This is a genomic window from Aeromonas sp. ZOR0002 (assembly GCF_963866995.1).
Classification (GTDB): Bacteria; Pseudomonadota; Gammaproteobacteria; order Enterobacterales; family Aeromonadaceae; genus Aeromonas; species Aeromonas caviae.
The window spans coordinates 5,727-19,972 of the sequence record NZ_CAWMFQ010000225.1; the positions used below are offsets into that span (position 1 = coordinate 5,727).

16 protein-coding genes are annotated in these 14,246 nt (G+C 61.5%); 10 read left to right on the plus strand and 6 right to left on the minus strand.

Annotated elements, in window-relative coordinates:
* Window positions 1-49: 49 nt before the first annotated feature.
* Entirely contained in the window at window positions 50-343 is a 294-nt protein-coding gene (locus tag AACR77_RS12970) for a hypothetical protein (protein WP_042882013.1), read from the minus strand.
* A gap of 212 nt (window positions 344-555) precedes the next feature.
* Between AACR77_RS12970 and AACR77_RS12975 the strand changes: the two genes are divergently transcribed.
* The 4 genes from AACR77_RS12975 to AACR77_RS12990 are packed head-to-tail and all read left to right on the plus strand — an operon-like array spanning window position 556 to window position 4,303.
* A complete protein-coding gene (locus AACR77_RS12975; RefSeq protein WP_042882015.1) occupies window positions 556-1,986 on the plus strand; it encodes a coniferyl aldehyde dehydrogenase in 1,431 nt (476 codons plus the stop codon).
* Window positions 1,987-1,994: 8 nt separating this feature from the next.
* Window positions 1,995-2,585, plus strand: a complete 591-nt coding sequence (locus tag AACR77_RS12980; RefSeq protein ID WP_010674082.1) for a TetR/AcrR family transcriptional regulator — start codon at window positions 1,995-1,997, stop codon at window positions 2,583-2,585.
* Complete coding sequence (locus AACR77_RS12985) at window positions 2,575-3,102, plus strand: hypothetical protein (RefSeq protein ID WP_041212703.1); 528 nt, start codon at window positions 2,575-2,577, stop codon at window positions 3,100-3,102. Before AACR77_RS12980 ends, AACR77_RS12985 begins: the two co-directional genes overlap by 11 nt.
* Before the next feature lie 16 nt (window positions 3,103-3,118).
* Window positions 3,119-4,303 carry an iron-containing alcohol dehydrogenase gene (locus tag AACR77_RS12990; protein WP_042882017.1) on the plus strand — a complete coding sequence of 395 codons (1,185 nt, stop codon included), beginning with the start codon at window positions 3,119-3,121 and terminating at the stop codon, window positions 4,301-4,303.
* Window positions 4,304-4,318: 15 nt separating this feature from the next.
* Here the strand turns inward: AACR77_RS12990 and cysM are convergent, their stop codons facing one another.
* Window positions 4,319-5,209: a cysteine synthase CysM gene (gene cysM / locus AACR77_RS12995; protein ID WP_042882018.1), complete on the minus strand. Its 891-nt coding sequence runs from the start codon at window positions 5,207-5,209 to the stop codon at window positions 4,319-4,321.
* Between the two features lie 154 nt (window positions 5,210-5,363).
* Between cysM and AACR77_RS13000 the strand changes: the two genes are divergently transcribed.
* From AACR77_RS13000 to AACR77_RS13025, 6 genes are all read left to right on the plus strand, one after another.
* A complete protein-coding gene (locus tag AACR77_RS13000; protein WP_041212700.1) occupies window positions 5,364-5,621 on the plus strand; it encodes a GNAT family N-acetyltransferase in 258 nt (85 codons plus the stop codon).
* Window positions 5,611-6,195: a nucleotidyltransferase family protein gene (locus tag AACR77_RS13005; RefSeq protein WP_042882020.1), complete on the plus strand. Its 585-nt coding sequence runs from the start codon at window positions 5,611-5,613 to the stop codon at window positions 6,193-6,195. The genes AACR77_RS13000 and AACR77_RS13005 overlap by 11 nt, the downstream gene beginning before the upstream one ends.
* 70 nt (window positions 6,196-6,265) lie before the next feature.
* Window positions 6,266-8,089, plus strand: coding sequence for a SulP family inorganic anion transporter (locus AACR77_RS13010; RefSeq protein WP_042882023.1), 1,824 nt, complete (start codon window positions 6,266-6,268; stop codon window positions 8,087-8,089).
* 122 nt (window positions 8,090-8,211) lie between these two features.
* Complete coding sequence (locus AACR77_RS13015) at window positions 8,212-9,558, plus strand: MATE family efflux transporter (RefSeq protein ID WP_042882024.1); 1,347 nt, start codon at window positions 8,212-8,214, stop codon at window positions 9,556-9,558.
* 11 nt (window positions 9,559-9,569) lie between these two features.
* On the plus strand, window positions 9,570-10,160 hold the full coding sequence (locus AACR77_RS13020; protein WP_039039859.1) for a hypothetical protein: 591 nt from the start codon (window positions 9,570-9,572) through the stop codon (window positions 10,158-10,160).
* 276 nt (window positions 10,161-10,436) lie between these two features.
* On the plus strand, window positions 10,437-10,652 hold the full coding sequence (locus AACR77_RS13025) for a YdcH family protein (protein WP_005313020.1): 216 nt from the start codon (window positions 10,437-10,439) through the stop codon (window positions 10,650-10,652).
* 229 nt (window positions 10,653-10,881) lie between these two features.
* On the opposite strand, the gene AACR77_RS13030 is transcribed toward AACR77_RS13025, so the two are convergent.
* The 4 genes from AACR77_RS13030 to AACR77_RS13045 all read right to left on the minus strand — a co-directional run.
* Window positions 10,882-11,115, minus strand: coding sequence for a hypothetical protein (locus tag AACR77_RS13030; RefSeq protein WP_139739600.1), 234 nt, complete (start codon window positions 11,113-11,115; stop codon window positions 10,882-10,884).
* Window positions 11,116-11,286: 171 nt separating this feature from the next.
* Window positions 11,287-11,997 carry a PIN domain-containing protein gene (locus AACR77_RS13035; protein ID WP_139739601.1) on the minus strand — a complete coding sequence of 237 codons (711 nt, stop codon included), beginning with the start codon at window positions 11,995-11,997 and terminating at the stop codon, window positions 11,287-11,289.
* 2 nt (window positions 11,998-11,999) lie between these two features.
* Window positions 12,000-12,635, minus strand: a complete 636-nt coding sequence (locus AACR77_RS13040) for a hypothetical protein (RefSeq protein WP_052224813.1) — start codon at window positions 12,633-12,635, stop codon at window positions 12,000-12,002.
* Between the two features lie 254 nt (window positions 12,636-12,889).
* The coding region (locus AACR77_RS13045; RefSeq protein WP_042882028.1) for a thiamine pyrophosphate-dependent enzyme at window positions 12,890-14,246 on the minus strand (1,357 nt) is incomplete at its 5' end.

Below are 14,246 nucleotides of genomic sequence, written 5' to 3' on the forward strand. Positions count from 1 at the left end.
ACCCCAAACATGAAAAGGCCCCGAGGGGCCTTATCATGTTGTTGCCGGGTCAGTGCTTGCGGTGCCAGCGGGGCGAGGTGGTGCGCTCTCCCCAGGGGGTCATGCAGGGCAGCAGGGCCCCCTCGATGACGTCCTCATGGCTCGCCAGCGCCAGGGCAATCTTCTCGTGGAGCAGGCGCAGCAGGTTCTTCTCCTGGCCCGCCAGGGAGTGGCCTGCGGCGAAATACTCCTGCTGATGTTGCAGCGCCAGCTTCTGGGCAAACTCATAGGTATTGAAACTGTCCGGCATGCGCGCGATCACGTCATCCAGCCGGGCCAGCAGGCTATGCAATTCCCTGGTCATGTGCGGTTCTCCCTCCGAGTTGGTGCCCCACAATTACCTCTTATTGGATAGAAGACCAATCCGGATGCCTCAAAAATGGGAGCCCGGACACAGTTCCGGACAACGCTGCCCACTGGCAGCCACCCTCTGCCCTCGCCCGGTTTACAAGTCGGCAACGAATCGCTAGATTTGGACCGACTAATCAGTCGGTCACTTTTCGTGCGGAGCATGCCATGGACACCACCGTCACCCCCGCCTCACCGGACAAGTTCTCCCTCCCCGAGCAGCTGCATCGGCTCAGGCAGGCCTGCCAGGCCACCCCCATGCCGGATCTGGCGTCCCGCCGCGCCAGACTTGACGCCCTCAAGCAGGGGCTGCTGCGCCACAAGCAGGCACTGTGTCAGGCCCTGGCCCGGGACTACGGCCAGCGCAGCGACTACGACAGCCTGATCGCCGATGTGCTCCCCTGCGTCATGCAGATCAACTACACCCTGAAACGGCTCAAGGGGTGGATGAAACCGGAGCGCCGTCATTCCGGCCTGCTGCTGGCCCCCGCCAGGGTCGAGGTGCACTATCAGCCCCTCGGCGTGGTCGGCATCATGGTGCCCTGGAATTTCCCGGTGATGCTGAGCCTCGGGCCCCTCATCGGCGCCCTCGCCGCCGGCAACCGCGCCATGATCAAGCTCTCCGAGTTCACCCCTCACACCAACGCCGTGCTGCGCACCCTGCTCGATGAGGCCCTCGGCGGTGACGAGGTGGTGGTCATCGAGGGGGATGCGGGGATCGCGGCCGCCTTCAGCGCCCTCTCCTTCGACCATCTCATCTTCACCGGCTCCACGGCGGTGGGTCGGCTGGTGATGGCCGCGGCCGCCCCCCAGCTCACCCCCCTCACCCTGGAGCTCGGCGGCAAGAGCCCCTGTCTCATCGCCCCCGACATGCCCCTGGCACTGGCGGTGGAGCGGATGATCTTCGGCAAGAGCCTCAACGCCGGCCAGATCTGCGTGGCCCCCGACTACGTACTGCTGCCGAGGGGGCAGGAGCAGGCCTTCATCGAGGCCTATCAGGCCCATTTTCGCCGCCTCTACCCCAAAGGGCTCGAGAGCCCGGATTATGGCGCCATCATCAACGCTCCCCAGTACGAGCGGCTCACCGCCTGGCTGGAGGAGGCGAGGCAGGCCGGAGCCCAGATCCACCCCTGCGTCACGCCCGCCCGGGATGACGCCACCCGCAAACTGGTGCCCCACCTGCTGACCGAGGTACCCGGCCACTGCCAGGTGATGCAGCAGGAGATCTTCGGCCCCCTGCTGCCCCTGGTGCCCTATGACGACATCGAGGAAGCCCTGGCCTATGTGGCGGCTCGGCCCCGCCCCCTGGCGCTCTATCTCATGAGCCTGGACGAGACGCTGCAACGCCGCCTCATCCGGGAGACCCACGCCGGGGGCATGGCCATCAACGAGAGTCTGTTCCAGGTGGCGGCGGACGATGCCCCCTTCGGCGGCATCGGTCCCTCCGGCATGGGCCACTATCACGGCCGCGAGGGGTTTCTCACCTTCTCCAAAGCGAAAACCGTGCTGCGCCGCGGGCGCTTCAGCACAGGCTCCCTCATTCACCCCCCCTATCGGCGCTGGTACCAGCGGCTGATGATGGCCCTGTTCCTGCGCTAGGAGGCGAGATGCGAGAAACCATGACCGACAAACGCCGCCAGATCCTGGATGCCGCCCTGGCCCTGTGCGCCGAGGATGGCCTGCAGGGCGCCGCCACCGCCCGCATCGCCAAGGCGGCCGGGGTGGCCAATGGCACCCTGTTTCATCACTTTCCCAGCAAGGAGGTGCTGATCCAGAGCCTCTACCAGGACATCAAACTGCGCCTTGGCGCCGCCATCACCGAGGCCGATGCCGCCCTGCCGCTCCAGGAGCAGGCCCGCCACTACTGGCACCAGGCCATGGGCTGGATGCAGGCCCACCCCCGTGAGCTCAGGTTCGTGCTGGGCTTTTTCCACTCCCCCCTGCTGGCCCGCCCCCTGCGCAGCCAGATCCTGGCGGAGACCCTGCATTTTCTGCCGAGCCTGCTCGCCCGGGGCCAGGCCAGCGGCGAGCTGATGTCGGCCCCGCCGGCCCTGATGCTGGAGGTGTGCCAGGGCCAGTTTCTGGCCTGCGCCTCCCTCTTTGTCGATCAGCCTGAACTGGGAGAAGACCCCCACTGGCAGGAGAGCGCCTTCACCCTCTTCTGGTCCGCCATCAGCGGAGGTTCCCATGCGCCCTGACGCCCTGCTTGCCACCGGCAGACGCCTCTGGATTGGCAGCCTGCTCTGGATCATCGGCCGCACCCTGTGCCGCGCCGCCCGGGTCGACGAGGCGGTGCGCCGCGAGCTTGCCCCCCTGCCGGACGGCCTCACCATCAGGCTGGAGGTAAACGGCATGACCCGGGGGCTGAGTCTCTACAAGTTCGCGGGGCGCTGGCACTGCGGTGAGGAGGCTGGCAGGGCGCACTCGACCTGTGCCCATGACGGCCCCCACCCCCTGCGGGTGCGCTTCAAGCACCCCGCCGTCGCCTTTCGCGCCCTCAGTTTTCGCCTCGGCATCAACCAGGCCTTTTGCGAAAACCGGCTGCTGGTGGAGGGGGATCTCGACGCGGCCATGCACCTGGTGCGAGCGCTTGAGCAGTTGCAGAGCCTCATCCTGCCCGCCTTCATCGCGCGGCCCCTGCTTCGCCACTACCCGGACCCGCATCGCAAGCTCGCGCGGGCCTGCCACATCTATCTGGGTCTTCTGACCGGTTGAACACGAGGAGAACGGGATGAGCCGTTATTACGATTTTTTCTGCCCGGTCAAGCTGATGGCGGGGGAGCAGGCACTGGAACAGTTGCCGGATGCCCTGAGGGGATTGGGAGCTGGCCGCCCGCTGCTGCTCACCGACAAGGGGGTCAGCGGCAGCGGGCTCGCCACCCTGCTGGCCGATGTGATGGCCGAAGGGGCCTTGCCGGTCGCCGCCATCTGGGACGAGATCCCGGCGGACTCCTCCACCGCCGTGGTGGAGCGGATCGCCCGCCACTACCGGGAGCTGGGCTGTGACAGCCTGCTCGCCCTTGGCGGCGGCTCCGTCATCGACACCGCCAAGGCGGTGAACATACTGGCGACCCTGGGGGGCGAGCGGCTGCTCGATTATGCCGGAGCGGATTGCCTGACCCGTCCCCTCAACCCCCTGGCGGTGGTCCCCACCACGGCGGGGACCGGCTCCGAAGTGACGCTGGTGGCGGTGATCAAGGATGAAGGGAGCGGGCGCAAGGTGCCCTTCACCTCCCCCTTCCTGCTGCCCCGGCTGGCGGTGCTGGATCCCCGCTTCACCCTGGGGCTGCCGCTGCCCATCACCGCCGCCACCGCCATGGATGCCATGACCCACGCCATCGAGGCCTTCATCGGCAACGGCAAGAACCCGGTCAGTGACGCCCTGGCCCTGATGGCGGTGGAGAAGATTGCCACCGCCCTGCCCAGGGTGCTGGCCCACCCGACGGACAAGGGCCTGCGGCTGCAACTGGCAGAGGGCTCCACCCTGGCGGGCATGGCGTTTTCCAACTCCATGGTGGGGCTGGTGCACGCCCTCGGCCACAGTCTGGGGGCGCGCTGCCACCTGCCCCATGGCCTCTGTATGAACCTCTTCCTGCCCACCGTGCTCGACTACAACCGGCCCGGTATCGACCCCGAGCTCGCCCGCCTGCTGCTGCCCCTGGTGGGGCCGGAGCGCTTTGCCGCGACCCCGGCCGAGGGGCGACCCCAGGCCACCATCGAGGCGTTGCAGGCACTGCGCGATACTCTGTGGCAGACGGTCAAGCTGCCCCGCACCCTGCGGGAGGCGGGCCTCACCGACAAGGCGCTGCTGCCCGGGATCCGGGATCTCGCCATCAACGACGGCGCCCTGCTCTACAACCGCAAGGATGCGGACAGGGACCAGTTGCTGGTCCTGCTGGAGCGGGCCTGGGAGTAACGGGCCCCTTGCCCGTCAGACATCGGGGGTGAAGACCCCGGTGGAGAGATAGCGATCCCCCCGATCGCAGATGATCGCCACCACCACCCCCTGCCCGATCTCTGCCGCCACCCGCAAGGCCCCGGCCACGGCGCCACCCGAGCTGACGCCGCAGCAGATCCCCTCTTCCCGCGCCAGGCGGCGCATCATGACGAGGGACTCTTCCAGTGTCACATCCAGCACCCCATCGACCCGCGCAGGCTCGAAGATGGCGGGCCGGTAGGCCTCGGGCCAGCGACGAATGCCGGGGATCTGGCTCCCCTCGGCCGGTTGCAGGCCGATCACCGCCACCGCCGGGTTCTGCTCCTTGAGGTAGCGGGAGACCCCCATGATGGTGCCCGTGGTGCCCATGGCCGAGACGAAGTGAGTGACCGCCCCGCCGCTCTGGCGCCAGATCTCGGGGCCGGTGGAGCGGTAGTGGGCATCCGGGTTGGCGGGGTTGTTGAACTGATCGAGCACCAGCCCCTCCCCCCGCGCCTGCATGACCAGGGCGAGGTCTCGCGCCGCTTCCATGCCCTCTTCCACCAGCACCAGCTCGGCGCCGTAGGCCTGCATGGCGTCGCGCCGCTCCTGGCTCATGTTGCTCGGCATGATGAGTCGCATCCGGTAACCCCGGGACGCCGCCACCATGGCCAGCGCGATGCCGGTATTGCCGGAGGTGGCCTCGATGAGCCGGGCTCCTGGCGCTAAGTGACCACTCGCCTCTGCCTGCCTGATGAGGTTCAGCGCCGCCCTGTCCTTGACAGAGCCGGCGGGGTTGTTGCCCTCCAGCTTCACCAGCAGGGTGACGCCGGGGTGCGGATTGATGCGGCGCAGCGCCAGCAGCGGGGTGTTGCCTATCAGATCGTCCAGGGTGGCGAAGGCCATGACGGATCCATCCTCTCTCAATGTTCTATACCTTGCCTTGCGACCATTCGCAGGCCGGCCAGTGTAAGCGAGCCCGCCATGGGCGCAAAGAATGGCGTTGGCAAACCCTGTCCGCCATGTTCTGATCTTCCCATTCACCCAGAGAGGACTCCCGATGAGCGACATCCTTCACCAGGCCGATCAGCAGCAGTTTGTCTGCACCGTGGACGGCAAGCTCTCCCGCCTTGCCTATCGCCGGCTGGACGCCACCACGGTGGACGCCTACAGCACCCAGGTTCCCCCCGAGCTGCGCGGACAGGGGATTGCCGACAAGCTGGCCCGCCGCTTCTACGACTGGACCCTCTCTGAGGGGCTCACCATAGTGCCGAGCTGCAGCTACATCGACGTCTGGTTGCGCCGCAATGCCGGTTGAAGCCGGGGCGCTGCAGGAGGCACACCTGCGGGCCTGCACCGAGGCCCTGCTGCGGGCTGATCACCCGCGCATGGATTGCCTCCGGGCTGCGCGGGAGCTGGCCCTGCCCGACTGGGCCCTGGGGGCGGGGTTTGTGCGCAACCTCATCTGGGATCACCTCCATCACAAGGCCGAACCCACCCCGCTCAACGACATCGATCTTATCTATCTGGACAGCGCTGATCCGACTGGATTGAAGGAGGCCGATCACGAAGCCTGGCTCGCCACCAGGATGCCAGGCCAGTTGTGGGAGGTGCGCAACCAGGCCCGCATGCATCTGCGCCAGCAGGTGCCTCCTTTTGCCAGCTCGCTGTCGGCCCTCAGCCACTGGGTGGAGATACCCACCTGCATCGGGGTCCGCCTGCTGGCAGATGATGCGTTCGAGTGGCTGGCCCCCTACGGCTTTGCCCCCAACTGGTCCCTGGTGGTGAGCCCCAATCCGCGCTGTCGCCAGGAGAGCCGTATCTTTAGCGAACGGGTCAGGGCCAAGGAGTGGCAACGCATCTGGCCTGACCTTGTGGTGAACTGGCCATGAGCGAATTGCAAAGGATCGACAACCTTGGGCACACTAAGAAAAAGATGTTTGTAACTCAATGGGTTAAATAATGCGCGACTTCTTCTCTCTCGAGCGCTGGCTGCCGGGGCTCGCCGCCTTGCTGCAATACCAGCGGGCCTGGCTGATGCCGGATCTTCGCGCTGGCCTCTCCGTCGCGGCCGTGGCCCTGCCCGTGGCCATCGCCTATTCGGAGCTCGCCGGGGTGGGCGCCATCGTCGGCCTCTACTCCTGCATCCTGCCCATGGTGGTGTACGCCCTCTTTGGCACCTCCCGTCAGCTCATCGTCGGTCCGGATGCCGCCACCTGCGCGGTGATCGCCGCCGTGGTAACGCCGCTCGCCGCCGGGGATCCCACCCGTCACTGGCAACTGGTGATGACCATGACTGCCATGACCGGCTTCTGGTGCCTCATCGCCAGCCGCTTCAAACTGGGGGTGCTGGCAGACTTTCTCTCCCGCCCCATCCTGATGGGGCTGCTCAACGGGGTGGCCATCACCATCATGGTGGGCCAGCTCTCCAAGATCTTCGGCTTCACCTTCAGCGAGCGCTACCTGATAGAGCGGATCCTGAACGGCACCAGCTACATTACCCAGACCCATCTGCCCACCCTGGCCATGAGCCTGACGGCCCTGCTCACCCTGCTGCTGGCCAAGCGCTACAGACCGGCCTGGCCCTCCTCCATGGTGGCCATGGTGGTGACGGCGGCCCTGGTGTGGCTGTTCAATCTCGGCCGCGTCGACATCGCCACCCTGGGGACCATCGGCTCGGGGCTGCCCGCCTTCCAGATGCCGGACTTTCCCCCTGGGCTTATCCGTGAGCTGGTGCTGCCCGCCCTCAACCTCGCCATGGTGAGCTTCGTCTCCATGATGCTCACCGCCCGCAGCTTTGCCGCCAAGAATGGCTACGAGATTGATGCGGACAAGGAGTTTAGGGCGCTGGGCATGGCGAACCTGGCCGCCGCCGCCTCCCAGGGGTTTGCCATCAGCGGGGCGGATTCGCGTACCGCGGTCAACGACGCCAACGGCGGCAAGAGCCAGTTGGTCTCCATCATCGCCGCCGCCGTCATCGCCCTGGTCACCTTCTACCTGACGGCGCCGCTGCAATACATCCCCACCGCCGCCCTCGGGGTGGTGCTGGTGATGGCCTCCCTGTCGCTGACGGATTTTCGCGGCCTCTGGGCCCTGCGCCACTCGGACCGCGCCGCCTTCTGGCTCGCCCTGGTGACCTTTGTCAGCGTGCTCACCATGGGGGTCATTCCGGGCATCACCCTCGCGGTCCTGCTGGGGCTGTTCCAGTTCCTGCGCAACGTGATGCGCCCCACCGACCAACTGCTCGGCATGGACGACGAGGGCGTGGTGCGCACCCTGGGGGACAACGAGCAGGCCAAGGCGATTCCCGGCATCCTGGTCTACCGCTTCAACTCCCCGCTCACCTACTTCAACGCCCCCTACTTCAAGCGGCGGGTGCTGGCACTGCTGGTGCAGGATCCCCACAATCCCAGGTGCCTGGTGGTGGATGCGGTGGCCTGCTTCACCCATCAGGACATCAGCGTCATGAGCATGGTGGGAGAGCTGCACAAGGAGCTCAAGCGGCGCGGCATCCACATGGTGATGGCCGGTCGGCACGGCCAGATGAGCCAGTGGTTCAAACAGGCGGGTATCCGGGTCGGCGAGGATGGCATCATCCTCTGCCCCGACATGTACCAGGCCCTGCGCATGACCCGCTGCTACCGGGAGCCGGTGTTCCGGGATGACGAGGGGGTGGAGAGCACCACGGATGCCCTGCTCACCCGCTGGCCGCACGATGACGACCTGCCCGACTCGGCGCACCTCACCCGCCCCAGCGAGCAGGAGGCCGGCGCCACGCCGGTCTGAGACACATCCCCTGGTCGCAGGCCCCCTCCTCCTGCGACCAGGATTGCACCCCGCCCCCGCTTGGTGTTAAATGCCCCTCCAGTTGGCCCTGACGAGGGCCATCGCCAGCACCTGGATATCCCATGCAGACTCAATCCCACGCGGGCCCGGGCTCCCTCTTCGCCCTGACCTGGCCACTGTTCATCGATCTGGCCCTTCACTTTCTGACCGGGGCCCTCAACACCTTCATGGTGGGCCATGTCTCCTATCAGGGGGTGGCGGCCCTCGCGGTGGGCAACCAGGTCTTCGATCTCGCCATCACCCTGTTCAGCTTCGTCAGCATCGGCACCAGCGTGGTGATCACCCAGTATCTGGGGGCGGGAGACAAGGAAAAAGCCCGCATCGTCATCCACACCGCCATCGGCTTCAACCTGCTGGTGGGACTGGTGGCCGCGGTCGGCGTCATGGCGGGGGCCGGCACCATGCTGGCGCTGATGAACCTGCCTGCCCACCTGATGAGCGACGGCAGCCTCTACCTGCAGATCATCGGGCTTTGCCTGCTGCCGGAGGCGGCGGCCCTCTGCTTGGCCGCCACCCTGCGTGCCCACGGCCACACCCGCCAGGCCATGTACGTGACCCTCATCGTCAACCTCATCACCTTCGTCGGCAACCTGCTGCTGCTCTATGGCTGGTTCGGCCTGCCCCAGCTCGGGGTCGCCGGGGTCGCCATCAGCACGGTGGCAGGGCGCATCGTCGGGGTGGTGCTGCTGGTGTGGCTGGTGGCGCGCAAGACCGGCATCCGGCTGCGTCTGCCCGAGATCGTCCGCCCAAGCCGCGCCATGCTGGACAAGGTGCTGCACATCGGGCTGCCGGCGGCGGGGGAGAACCTCTCCTGGATGCTGCAGTTCATGGTCGTGACCGCCTTCGTCGGCCTGCTCGGCGACAAGGCGCTGGCGACCCAGTCCTACTTCTTCCAGATCTGCCTGTTCATCCTGCTGTTCGGCCTCTCCATCGGCCTTGGCAACGAGATCATCATCGGCCACCTGGCGGGGGCCCGACGCTTCGATCAGGCCTATCGCCAACTGATGAAGAGCCTGAAACTCGGCCTCATCGTCACCGCCGCCATCGCCATCGCCGCCGCTCTCAACGGCCGCGCCATCATCAGCCTGTTCACCGACGACGCCGACATCATCACCCAGGTGGCGCAGCTCTTCCTCATCAGCCTCATCCTCGAACCCGGTCGCACCTTCAATCTGGTGGTGATCAACGCCCTGCGCGCCACCGGGGATGCCCGTTTCCCACTCTACATGGCGCTCGTCTCCATGTGGGGCATTGCCGTTCCCCTGGCCTATTTCCTTGGTATCATGCAGGGCTATGGCCTGGTAGGCATCTGGCTGGCCCTCGCCTGCGACGAGTGGGTGCGCGGTCTGGCCATGTTCTGGCGCTGGCGCAGTCGTCGCTGGCAAAACAAAATTCTTGTCGAAACATAAGCGGAATCACCATGAAGAAAATCGGACTCTTGTTGACGGCCATCCTGCTCAGCCCGCTCGCCATGGCGCAAACCGCCCCGGCGACCCCCAAGGCGCAGGCTCCCCAGACCTGGTATGTGGCCCCCATCGTCATCGACGAGACCAGCGAAGCCCAGAAGGCCCTGACCAAGGAGTTCACGGCCCAGATGATCAAGACCATCAAGATCAACGAGTACCAGACCGGCAAGGCGGTGGGCAAGACCAAATCGCCCAAGTGGCTGATCCGCACCAAGCTGATGCCCGCAAGCCAAGAGCCTCTGGTCGGCAAGAAGCACCCGCAGGGCCTCACCTACGGCAAGGGCATCCCCACCCAGGAGATCGTCGGCGAGCTCATCATGAACGGCACCCTGGTGGCCCACATCGGTCAGGGCTGGCGCGAACCCATCGTCCCGGGCACACCGGTGGCGGAGAAAATCTCCATTGCCAACTACCAGTACGCCATCGGCAACGAGGCCAAGGCGCCGGATCTGGAAGAGCTGGCGGCGCAGATCGGTTTCGAGGCGGGCAAGGTGATTGCCAGAGACGGCAAGCCCCTGCCCGAGAAGAAAAAGAAAAAAGAGTAAACGGCTCACCCGTTTCCAGTCAGGGGCCTCGCGCCCCTTTCTGTTGCCCGCCCCGCTGCAGACCCCCTCTCCCGAATGTGAAGCGGATCCCGCTTCTTTCCTCTGCTGCCCCAGGGTCAGCAGGCAATCATCTTGTAATTCAAACAGTTAAAAATCGCCCTTCCCATGCCGCAAATCCGTGGCCCCGAATTGGATCGGGATCACGTTTCTCCCCGGCAGTAAGGGGTACTTTGGTCTTGCAGGCACAATCAAACGACAACAAGGAGGCTTCATTACATGTTTCCGGAGTACAGAGATCTCATCTCGAAACTGAAGAGCAGTGATGTCCATTTCCAGAAGAAGTTTGACTTGCACAACGACCTGGATGCGGAGATCAGAAAGCTGGAGAAACACCACGCCAGCGACTACAGCTCCGAGGTGAAGGATCTGAAAAAACAGAAACTTAAACTGAAAGAGGAGATATACGACATCCTCAAACAACATCCACACTAGACGCCTTGACGAATACCTGGATAAGCAACTTATCCTGCCAGCCCGGCCCGACGCCGGGCTTTTTATCATCTCGTCACAGGAAAGCTGTCCGAGACGCTGGCAGGCCCTGATGGCGAAATTCGCTGGATGTCTGGCCTGTTTGCCAACGAAAAACGATTTGTGCCCCCTCAATTATTTCGCGAGTGTAGAAGCTGTGGCTAAGGGAAACATAGCGACAGCTAAATGCCCTTTATTGATAATTCTGTTGGCTTTCTGTTGCCGCTATATAATTTTTTAACGCTATCCAGACTGCATTACCCTCATCATAAGGTTTTCTGCTAGTAATAAATTGTTGATCTCTTAGGATATATATAAGCAGCCTAAGTTCAACAGCTCCTTTTAACAAACTGAGCTTCTGATTTTTTTCAGCCTCATCATAGCGGATACCATTTTCTTGTTCTTTTTTCTCAAAAAGAGAAACCATTTCACCTAAAAAAAGAGTTTTTTGTCCAAGTCTAACTTTTGAAAATTAATTTTCAATCCTTTAACATCCATTGTATTCACTAAATTCTCCATTGATATCTAATGCCTGCTACAACTGACTCATTTGTAGTGATGCGCAGCGAGCTAAAAATAATTTTTATTGTACACTATTTTATGCCCCCCCATTTACAGCTACCTCTGCCCACGCTAAGTTAGACACATATATTGCACCTAAAACTGTCAACTCCGGTTGTACTCCTCCAGAATTTTTCTGCCCGTACTCCTGTGTATTTGAACTCAAAAAAACAAAATCACTTTCTACGCCACGAGTGCGTAAATCTCGGCATAATCCGAGAAACAATTCATAAATCTCACAATCTTTAGGTTCTGCTTTACCTCGTTTTGCGGGTGGAAAATATTGCTTCACTCTATTCATCGCTCCCAATAAGTGCGCATCTTCTGGTATAACAATAGCGCATGATTGGAGGAGCGTTTCCGCAACCGACTTCAACTTATTCGCCAAATCCAATGCGCTTTCTACTTGACCATGTTGATATCGCATACTGGTTACGGCATCAGCTGCTGAAAGAAAGTGCCTTCGTCTTGATTCCAGTTTTAGTATTTCACGCTCCGTCTCTTCTAAAACCCCAGCGACATTTTCGTGCCACTCCATTTCTACCGTAGCGCTTGTTAATAGCCATAAAGACCGTGAGTTTGAATTCGCCCTAGCTATCAATGATTGAGCGAATTTTGCAGAATCAGAGTTGATATTTTCTCTAACAGCAGAACGGATAATATCGAGAAAAATACACGTATCTATGTAAAGCATTGGCAAAGGCTCACCCGATATAGCGCTACATGCGTCAGCGTAACTGATAAGCATAGTTAGCGTTCCTTAATATACGAGAGAAGATCTTCTGCGAACTCATACTGAATACCTAACTCAATAGCTTTTTCTTCCGACCATCCAAGTTCAACTAGAGATCTAATTACCATGTCTGCATAAATGTCCACTTTTGCCTCATGTACTAAGACCAAAAACTCAAACCAGCGTTTTCTATCTAATGGATGAGAGCTTCCAGTCGACTTGTTTGCTAAGTTTGAAAAGCGTATGAGAGATTTTTCCACGGCATCTCCAGCAACGCTACCAATACTTATTTGGTCACTAGTAAGGTCAGCGGTAATGCCGGTACCATTAATTGCAGGAAGTACAACATCTTCATAGAAATTCTCTAGAACGAAATTGTATTGTTCGTAAGTGAGTTCACTCTCCTCAGTTGGAATTATATTAGAAACCCATAATAACCCACCCTCCTTGGGAAATATAAACAATGCTGCTGGTGATACACAGGAGCCTCTTAAGGCTTCAAAACAAATTGGCTTTTCATCGATATCTCCGAGCGTATTCTCTTTATCCTTCCTTCGAACCCATGGCGCTTTAGATGCTTTTTCAAGCAGCTTTGAGAAATTATCAATATCAATCCCATTAAGGTGGATGTACAGCTCGCGAAAAGTTTTCATATATTTCCTATTTTTAGGATGAAAAGTTTGTATAGAAAATCAATGTAACATATTTCTCCGTATATCCTGCCCAGCCACCTACAATAAATCAACAGGTTTTTATGCTTTTCTATTATTTAAATGTCGTCTTCTCAAAATATAGGCCAAGTTTACTGTGGTAAATATAGAAATTTCTAGCTGTCGCCCCTCAATGCTCTCTAAATATAAAAAAGCGGGCCAATGGCCCGCTTGGTTATATTTCACTCACCCCATTATCACACCGGCGGATGGAAATGGCTGGCCTCGCGGGTGGCCATCTCCTCGTAGGTGGCCCACTTCTGCCACGCCACTTGTTGCGCCACCTGCATCAGCCGCTCGGCCTCCTGTGGATGGCTCTGGGCCAGCACCCGATAACGGGTCTCCTGCTGCCGATATTCGTCAAGGGGGATGGAGGGGCGCAGGCTGTCGAGGCTGAAGGGGTTCTGCCCGGCACTTCGCAGTACCGGGTTGTAGCGCATCAGCGGCCAGTGGCCCGAATCGACCGCACGCTTCTGTTGGGCCAATCCCTGCGCCATGTCGATGCCGTGGGCGATACAATGGCTGTAGGCGATGATAAGGGACGGGCCCGGATAGGCCTCCGCCTCCCGCAAGGCCTGCAGCGCCTGCTGCGGGTTGGCACCAAAGGCGATGCGGGCAACATAGACGTTGCCGTAGGAGATGGCCTGCAACGCCACATCCTTCTTGGCCAGCGTCTTGCCCCCCGCCGCGAACTTGGCGACGGCACCGAGCGGGGTCGATTTCGACATCTGCCCACCGGTGTTGGAGTAGACCTCGGTATCCATCACCAGCACGTTCACATCGCGGCCGGAGGCGAGCACATGGTCGAGCCCCGCCGAGCCGATGTCATAGGCCCAGCCATCGCCGCCCACTATCCAGACCGAGCGGCGCACCAGCTGATCAATCAAGGAGAGCAGTTCGCGAGCTTTGCCGGATTTCACCTCTTCCAGCCGCTCTCGCACTTGCGCCACTCGGCCCCGCTGGGCGCGGATCTCCGATTCCAGCCGCTGGGGGGCGCTGATCAGCGACTCGACTAGCTCTGGGCCCAGCTCCCCCTTCATCGCCTGCAAAGCCGCCACCGCCTGACCGTGATGCTGATCGGCGGTGAGGCGAAAACCAAAGCCAAACTCGGCGTTGTCCTCAAACAATGAGTTCGACCAGGCCGGCCCCTTCCCTTCACCGTTCTTGGCCCATGGCGTGGTCGGCAGGTTGCCGCCGTAGATGGAGGAGCAACCGGTGGCGTTGGCCACCAGCATGCGATCGCCAAACAGCTGGGTCAGCAGCTTGAGGTAGGGAGTCTCGCCACAGCCGGCGCAGGCACCGGAGAACTCGAACAGGGGCTCGAGGAACTGGGTGCCGCGCACCGTGGAGAAATCCACCCGCTCGCGGGCCGGCCACGGCAGGCTCTCGAACCAGCGCAGCGCCTGTTTCTGGCCAGCCAGATGGGGCGCCTTGTCCATCATGGCGATGGCACGCTCGCCTTCATGGCTCTCATCTTCTCCAGCCCGCACCGGACAGGCCTGCACACACTGGCCGCAGCCGGTGCAATCTTCCGGATAGAGCTGCAAGGTGTAG